Raw genomic sequence first — 8,360 nt, forward strand, 5'->3', positions numbered from 1 at the left:
GTTTAGTCTGGCGTACATTTCGCAAAACCCTCTATGAATTGTTTTCAAATCATCCTATGGAGGGAACCATTATGGCAATTCGTCAATGTGCAATTTACGGTAAAGGTGGTATCGGTAAATCAACCACAACTCAAAACCTTGTAGCGGCACTTGCTGAAGCGGGCAAGAAAGTAATGATCATCGGTTGTGACCCAAAAGCGGATTCAACTCGCTTGATCCTTCACTCTAAAGCGCAGAACACCATCATGGAAATGGCGGCTGAAGCGGGTACGGTTGAAGATATCGAACTAGAAGATGTACTAAAAGTCGGTTACGGCGATGTTCGCTGTGTTGAGTCAGGCGGTCCTGAGCCAGGTGTTGGTTGTGCAGGTCGTGGTGTAATCACAGCGATCAACTTCTTGGAAGAAGAGGGTGCATACGAAGAAGATCTAGACTTTGTTTTCTACGACGTACTGGGTGACGTGGTATGTGGTGGTTTCGCAATGCCAATCCGTGAAAACAAAGCGGAAGAGATCTACATCGTTGTTTCTGGTGAGATGATGGCAATGTACGCAGCCAACAACATCTCTAAAGGTATCTGTAAGTACGCTACCTCAGGTAACGTTCGCTTAGCTGGCCTAATCTGTAACTCTCGAAACACTGACCGTGAAGATGAGCTGATCATCGCACTTGCTGAGAAGATCGGTACACAGATGATTCACTTTGTCCCTCGTGACAACATCGTTCAACGTGCTGAGATCCGTCGTATGACAGTGATCGAGTATGACCCAACTTGTAACCAAGCTGATGAGTACCGCACCCTAGCACAAAAAGTTATTGCTAACGAAATGTTCGTAATTCCAGAGCCAGCAACAATGGATGAGCTTGAAGACCTACTGATGGAATTCGGCATCATGGATGTGGAAGACGAATCTATTATCGGTAAGTCAGCGGCAGAGGTCGCGTAACTGCTACCCATCAATCCCTATTCACTAGAAATTAGTTTTGGAGGCAGAGATGTCGATGAATAAACAAGAAGCTCAAGCGCTGATTGATGAGGTGCTAGAGGTCTATCCTGAAGTAGCCAAAGCTGACCGTGCCAAACACCTTGCGGTGAATGATCAAGAGGCGGGCAGTAAATGTATCACCTCTAACCGTAAATCACTGCCTGGTGTTATGACGGTTCGTGGTTGTGCTTATGCAGGTTCAAAAGGGGTGGTCTGGGGGCCGGTGAAAGATATGCTGCATATCTCTCATGGTCCAGTTGGCTGTGGTCAATATTCACGTGCTGGTCGTCGTAACTACTACACAGGTACAACAGGTGTCGATACGTTTGGCACGCTTAATATCACGACCGATTTCCAAGAGCGTGACATCGTATTTGGTGGCGATAAAAAATTAAGCGCAGCGATTGATGAGCTAGAAATGCTGTTCCCGCTTAACAAAGGTATCTCAGTGCAATCTGAGTGTCCGGTTGGCCTGATTGGTGACGATATTGAAGCTGTAGCGAAGATCAAGGGCGAAGAGATAGGTAAAACTATCGTTCCTGTTCGCTGTGAAGGTTTCCGTGGGGTTTCTCAGTCTCTTGGTCACCACATTGCCAACGATACCATTCGTGACCATGTGCTATCTAAATCAGATGAGAGAGAGTTCGAAGCGGGAGACTACGATGTGGCCATCATTGGTGACTACAACATCGGTGGTGATGCTTGGTCTTCACGAATCATCTTAGAAGATATGGGGCTAAACGTTGTCGCTCAGTGGTCAGGTGACGGTACCTTACCTGAGATGGAAAACACACCAAAAGTGAAGCTTAATCTCGTTCACTGTTACCGTTCGATGAACTACATCGTGCGTCACATGGAAGAGAAAAACGGTGTGCCATGGGTAGAGTACAACCTGTTTGGTCCAACTAAGATCGAAGAGTCAATGCGTAAGATTGCAGAGTTCTTTGATGACAAGATCAAGGCGCAAACGGAAGAAGTGATCAAACGTTACCGTGAGCAGTGGCAAGCAGTAATCGATAAGTATCGTCCACGTCTTGAAGGTAAGAGTGTGGTGCTTTATGTCGGTGGTCTACGTCCTCGTCACATCATCGGTGCGTATGAAGATCTCGGTATGGAAATCGTCGGCGCGGGTTATGAATTTGCCCACAACGATGACTACGTCAAAACCACACCTGAAGTGAAAGACTCAACCTTGCTGTTTGATGATGCGACCGAGTATGAACTCGAAGCCTTTATCAAGAAGCTTAACCCTGACTTAGTGGGTTCTGGTGTTAAAGAGAAGTATGTCTTCCAGAAGATGGGCTTCCCGTTCCGTCAGATGCATAGCTGGGATTACTCAGGCCCATACCACGGCGTGGATGGTTTCGCTATATTCGCTCGAGATATGGATCTCACCATCAACAACCCATGTTGGAATGCCATCAAGGCTCCATGGACTGAAGAAGTGGCTCTCGCTAAGAGCGCTTAACCCAAAGGAATGGAGTGGTTGAATACAACCACGGTAGTTAACCGAACCGGAGTTCACAGATTAGTGACACGGTAGGAGAAGACTTATGAGCCAAAAGATTGATGATATCAAGACCGGCTACGATCTATTTAAACAGCCGGAATATCGCGAGATGTTCGAAAACAAGCGCGCCACGTATGAAGATGCGGTGGACGCGGCAAAGGTTAAAGAGACCTTCGAATGGACCACGACTGAGGAGTACAAAGAATTAAACTTCAGCCGTAAACATATCACCATTGACCCAGCTAAGGCGTGTCAACCATTGGGCGCAGTATTGTGTGCTCTAGGGTTTGAAAAGACGCTGCCTTACGTTCACGGTTCTCAAGGGTGTGTGGCCTATTTCCGTACTTATTTCAACCGTCACTTTAAAGAGCCAGTCGCCTGTGTTTCTGACTCGATGACCGAAGACGCAGCGGTATTCGGCGGACAAGACAATATCTTCTATGGTCTGCAAAATGCGTTTGCCTTGTACAAGCCTGAAGTGGTTGCAATTTCAACTACCTGTATGGCTGAGGTTATCGGTGATGACCTTAATGCGTTTACTGGTAACGCCAAAGCGGGCGGTTATATCCCCGAAGATCTGCCTACACCTTATGCCAACACGCCAAGTTTTGTCGGCAGCCACTTAACGGGTTGGGACAATATGTTTGAAGGCTTCCTAAGCTACTTTACTCGTGGTGAGATGGAAGACAAGCAGGTGGGCAGCAACGGCAAAATCAACATCGTACCGGGCTTTGAAACCTATTTAGGTAACTACCGAGTAATCCGTCGCATGATGGAAGAGATGGACATCGACTACTCACTGCTGTGTGACCCTTCAGAAGTACTCGATACCCCAGCTGATGGTGAATATCGCATGTACGCTGGTGGTACACCGATTGACGAGATCAAGGATGCGCCAAATGCGAAGGCGACAGTGCTTCTTCAGCCTCAACATTTAATTAAGACTAAGAAGTACATCTCAGGCACTTGGAAACAAGAGGTGCCGGATCTTGAGATGCCTATGGGTCTCGATTGGACCGATAACTTCGTGATGAAGATGTCTGAGCTGTCAGGTAAGCCAATCCCTGAGTCAATCACTAAAGAGCGTGGCCGCTTGGTAGATATGATGACTGACTCACACGCATGGCTACACGGTGTGTCTATTTCGCTATACGGTGACCCAGATTACCTATTGGGTATGACTAAGTTCCTAAGTGAGCTTGGTTGTGAGGTGAAACATATCCTTTGTCACAATGGTAACAAGCGTTGGCGCAAGAAGATGGAGGCTCTGATTGCCGAGTCACCATACAGTGAAAAAGCTGAGATTCATGTTGGTAAAGACTTGTGGCACTTCCGTTCACTGGTTCTGACTGACAAGCCGGATCTAATGATCGGTAACTCATACGGCAAGTTCATTGAGCGCGATACCAAAGCAAAAGGTGAAGAGTTCGAGGTGCCATTGGTGCGCATCGGTTTCCCAATCTTCGATCGTCACCATCTGCATCGTCAAACCACCCTTGGCTATGAAGGCGGTATGTACATTCTGACCACCTTGGTTAATGAAGTACTGGCGAAACTTGACCGTGAGACGAGCACACTAGGAAAAACTGATTTTGGTTTTGATTTAGTTCGTTAATCCCACAGGCGACTGGGTTGGAGAGTTTGTTGTGCCAGCTCAGTCGCTATTTTTACTTCAATGACAGGAAAACCGCATGGCTAATGTAATGATTCAGTACAACGAAGCGGGTGAGTTGTCTCTCTACCTGCCGAAGAAAGATCTCGAAGAGAAAGTGACCCATTTTGAGTTTGATAATGCAGACCAGTGGGGCGGTGAGGTTCACCTTGCTAACGGAGCGATTTACTTTATCGAACCCATGGCGAAGCCTCACTTACCTATTACCCTGAGAGCTAAGCGCTTGCAGGCCGCATAGTATCTCTTTTGTACCAATTTAAGGAGGAATCGATATGGATATCTCTATTTCTCAGACCGCCGCACTACGTATCGCATTGGCTTCCAAGCTGTTGCCATCTATCGATCTCCAGGCGTTGTTAGGTTCGCTGATTCAGCACTTGGGGCCACCTGTTACCGAGCAAAAATTGCAGATGATCTCGCCAAAGTCGTTTCGTGTGATTGTCTCCGCGCTCGATAACAGCCTATCGCGCAAAGAGGTCACCTCCGCTTTGGCGATGTTGACTAACCAAACCCTAGGTTCTCTTAATGCGCCCAAGGTAGTTGATCAAGTGCCATTGTCAGGGCCGAAACTGAGGGTTGCGATAACATCCAATCAAGACCAACTGCTCAACGGACATTTTGGTACTTCGCTAAGAGTGCTGATCTATGAAGTTAATGCCAGTAGCTACCAGTTGGTGGATGTATTGCCCGTTGGGGATGACCTTAAAGGTGAGCAACGCACCGAGGTGATTCTTAGTCTGATTAAAGGTTGCCAGATCTTGTTTACCCTCTCTATTGGTGGTCCAGCGGCGGCTAAAGTCACCCGCGCCTATATTCATCCGGTGAAAAAACTTCACCCTGTTGATGCGAGCGAAGTGCTGACAGAGTTGAGCAAAGTGATTGCTAATAATCCGCCTCCTTGGATTCAGAAAGCACTTGATGGGGAGGTGTAAATGGATACTCACCTAGATGACATGCAAGGCGACATTTCGACATTGATTGATGAACTCGGTGAGCTAAACGAGTTAGAACAGACTGACGTTGATCAGTTGCAGCAGCGTTATCCTAACCTGCGACTCACCACTTGTCTGCAAGACGAACTTGGTATTCTAGAGCCTTATATGGAGTTCGAGCAAGCGGATATTCATCTGGTCGCGAGTGCACCCAATAGCTGCAGTCATTTGACCTTTGAGGTTGAAGCCGCAACAGGATTGCTTATCGCACTACCTGATTAAGCTGTCGACCCTATTTATCCCTTTTTATGGCGGCTGCCGCCTCTCTCCCTTGCGTTCACTCCATGGCCAGGGGAGAGCTTTTTTTGTTTGTCACTCCCTTTGCTTTATCTTTGTCCGCTTTACGACAATTGTGCTTCTTTTAGATTGCTTTAAATAGGTTAACCTTTATTTATCAATGATTTAATTGATGGTCTTTTTATTGCAATAACTCATCTATTGCCGGGAAAACAACACGGCTTAACGGATGTAGGAGATAGGATGAAGCGTTCGGAGATCAAATTACTTCAAGATGAACCCGCATGTGAGCACAACCAAGGGGAAAAGCAGGGCTGTGCTCGTCCGGTTCCCGGTGCAACGGCGGGTGGGTGTACCTTTGATGGTGCTCAGATCAGCTTACTGCCCATTGCAGACGTTGGGCACATAGTTCATGGCCCAATTGGTTGCGCGGGGAACAGTTGGAACAACCGAGGCACCCGAGCCAGTGGCAAGAATCTATTTCGTTTGGGTTTTACTACCGACCTAAACGAACAAGATGTGGTGATGGGCCGCGCTGAAAAGCGCCTGTTGCACGCGATTAAACAGCTAGTAGAAACTCATCAGCCCCCGGCGGTGTTTGTCTATATGACCTGTGTTCCTGCCATGGAAGGCAATGATGTAGATGCGATATGTGCTTTGGCGCAGCAAAGGTTTGGCATTCCGGTAATCAATGTGGATGCAGCAGGGTTCTACGGCAATAAGAACCTGGGCAACCGCATTGCTGGAGAAGTGATGGTTAACAAAGTGGTGGGCAGTGCAGAGCCACCAGCCAAACCGGTTATGGCCCATGACCCAAGCCGTAAAGTTCACGACATAGTATTGATTGGCGAGTACAACATCGCTGGTGAGTTTTGGCATGTATCACCACTGTTTGAAGAGCTTGGCTTAAGAGTGTTGTGCTGCATGGCGGGTGATACTCAGTTCCATCAAATTCAAACCATGCACCGCGCTGATGTCTCCATGGTGGTCTGTTCGCGAGCACAGATTAACGTTGCACGTAAGCTACAAGAAAAGTGGGGTGTGCCTTGGTTTGAGGGCAGTTTTTACGGCATTCAAGATACCAGCCTGGCGCTAAGAGAGTTTGCTCGCCTAATTGGTGAGCCAGAATTGATTGTGCATACTGAGCAGGTCATTGCGCGTGAAGAGGCGATTACTCGTCTTGCTCTTCAACCTTACATTAAACAGCTGGCGGGTAAAAAGGCGCTTCTCTATACCGGAGGGGTCAAGTCGTGGTCGATTGTCTCGGCGCTAAAAGAGTTAAGGGTTGAGACCGTTGCGACAGGGACTAAGAAATCGACTCAAGCGGATAAAAACCGCATTACTGAAATTATGGGTGAAGATGCGCTGATGCTCGATGAGGGCGGAGCGAGGCTGCTATTGGATACTTATTATCAGCATGACGCTGACGTAATGATTGCGGGTGGGCGCAACATGTATACCGCGCTTAAAGCCAAACTCCCTTTCTTAGACATCAACCAAGAGCGTGAGCATGCCTATGCCGGATACAAGGGTATGATCCAGTTGGCGAAAGAGCTATGCCGCACCATCAATAGCCCAATATGGTCTGGAGTTAACAGCCTTCCACCATGGGAATCTGTCGCAAATCCTATCGGTGAACTAAACACCGCATCTATATCCATCGAGCAAGGAGAGCACTATGGCCAAACTGAATAAAAACGATTCGCCACTTACGACTCAGCCGCTTAAAACCAGCCCAGCAACGGGCGCGACATTGGCGAGCCTTGGCTTTCACGCAAGTTTACCCCTTATGCACGGCTCTCAAGGTTGTGGTGCGTTTACTAAGGTTTACTTGATTCAACACCTGCGTGAACCGATACCGTTGCAAAATACCGCCATTGATCAGATTGCGGCGGTAATGGGTGGCGATGAAAACCTAACCCAAGCGTTGGATTTATTGTGTGAAAAACATGCCCCTGAGCTCATATGTGTGATGACCAGTGGTTTAACAGAGATGCAGGGGACGGATGTGGTACGCGTGATAGCTGACTTCAAGCGCAATCATCCACAGCACAACGGCACCAGAATCGTCAAAATGAGTACTCCGGATTTTGTCGGTAGCATGCAAAGCGGATTTGCTCATGCGGTAGATAGTGTTGTACGCCAGTTGGTCAAAGAGCCTAGCGGGTTGAATAGGCAACGCAAGCTGATTAACGTTCTCTGCTCAGTTGCGATGACGGCTGCAGATATTGAAACTTTAAAACGTTATTTAGAGGCATTTAGTTTAGAGCCGATTTTTGTCCCAGATCTGTCGATCTCATTAGATGGTTATCTAGCAGATGATGACTTTTCGCCGCTTAGTACTGGTGGTACTTCCGTTGATGAAATAGAGATGATGTCTGATGCGATAGCTACCATTTGTGTCGGTGAATCTATGCGTCCAACCGCCCGCTGGTTAGAGAAGCGCTTTGGCATACCGCTATTTCATACCGATTTAGCCATGGGGTTAGATGCTGCCGATCATTTGATTCAGTTTCTCAGTCAGGTTTCAGAGCAAGAAGTGCCGCAATGGATCAATCGAGCGCGGGGTCGATTGCAAGATGCCATGCTCGATACGCATTTTTTGCTGACCCATGCCAATGTTGTACTCGGCCTAGAGCCGGATCTACTTATCGGTTATACCAAGCTTCTTAATAGCGTTGGCGCTAACATTCCAAGAGCCGTCACTACCATAGAAGCACCAAGCCTGAAACACCTCAATATCGACGAGATCTTTATTGGTGACCTGTCGATGCTTGTTCCTTGTAAATGTGGTATCTCAGTGGTGATCAGTAATACCCACGCAGCCCACATCTGTGAGCCAGAAATCCCAGTAATGCGCGCAGGTTATCCGTGTCACGACCGATTTGGCAACATGAGTGTGTGCCAGTTTGGTTACGAAGGCAGTCGAGAACGTCTGTTTGCCCTCGCGAACTGCCTGATGG

Annotated in this window: 8 protein-coding genes; all 8 read left to right on the forward strand. The window is 47.8% G+C overall.

Annotation, left to right across the window (positions count from 1 at the left end; genetic code table 11):
• The coding region (nifH, locus tag QTO00_RS10480) for a nitrogenase iron protein (RefSeq protein WP_443088917.1) at window positions 1-947 on the forward strand (947 nt) is incomplete at its 5' end.
• 49 nt (window positions 948-996) lie between these two features.
• Window positions 997-2,454 carry a nitrogenase molybdenum-iron protein alpha chain gene (gene nifD / locus QTO00_RS10485; protein ID WP_331424732.1) on the forward strand — a complete coding sequence of 486 codons (1,458 nt, stop codon included), beginning with the start codon at window positions 997-999 and terminating at the stop codon, window positions 2,452-2,454.
• Window positions 2,455-2,539: 85 nt separating this feature from the next.
• Window positions 2,540-4,111, forward strand: a complete 1,572-nt coding sequence (gene nifK / locus QTO00_RS10490; RefSeq protein ID WP_331424733.1) for a nitrogenase molybdenum-iron protein subunit beta — start codon at window positions 2,540-2,542, stop codon at window positions 4,109-4,111.
• Window positions 4,112-4,187: 76 nt separating this feature from the next.
• Window positions 4,188-4,406, forward strand: coding sequence for a putative nitrogen fixation protein NifT (gene nifT / locus QTO00_RS10495; protein WP_331424734.1), 219 nt, complete (start codon window positions 4,188-4,190; stop codon window positions 4,404-4,406).
• 34 nt (window positions 4,407-4,440) lie between these two features.
• Window positions 4,441-5,100, forward strand: a complete 660-nt coding sequence (locus tag QTO00_RS10500) for a NifB/NifX family molybdenum-iron cluster-binding protein (RefSeq protein WP_331424735.1) — start codon at window positions 4,441-4,443, stop codon at window positions 5,098-5,100.
• Window positions 5,101-5,382, forward strand: coding sequence for a hypothetical protein (locus QTO00_RS10505; RefSeq protein WP_331424736.1), 282 nt, complete (start codon window positions 5,101-5,103; stop codon window positions 5,380-5,382). It abuts the gene before it with no gap.
• 258 nt (window positions 5,383-5,640) lie between these two features.
• Window positions 5,641-7,092 carry a nitrogenase iron-molybdenum cofactor biosynthesis protein NifE gene (nifE, locus tag QTO00_RS10510; protein ID WP_331424737.1) on the forward strand — a complete coding sequence of 484 codons (1,452 nt, stop codon included), beginning with the start codon at window positions 5,641-5,643 and terminating at the stop codon, window positions 7,090-7,092.
• Window positions 7,076-8,360, forward strand: a 1,285-nt coding sequence (nifN, locus tag QTO00_RS10515; RefSeq protein ID WP_331424738.1) for a nitrogenase iron-molybdenum cofactor biosynthesis protein NifN, incomplete at its 3' end; no start/stop codon positions are given. The genes nifE and nifN, both read left to right, overlap by 17 nt.

This window comes from Vibrio sp. M260118, from assembly GCF_036533755.1.
Lineage (GTDB): Bacteria > Pseudomonadota > Gammaproteobacteria > Enterobacterales > Vibrionaceae > Vibrio.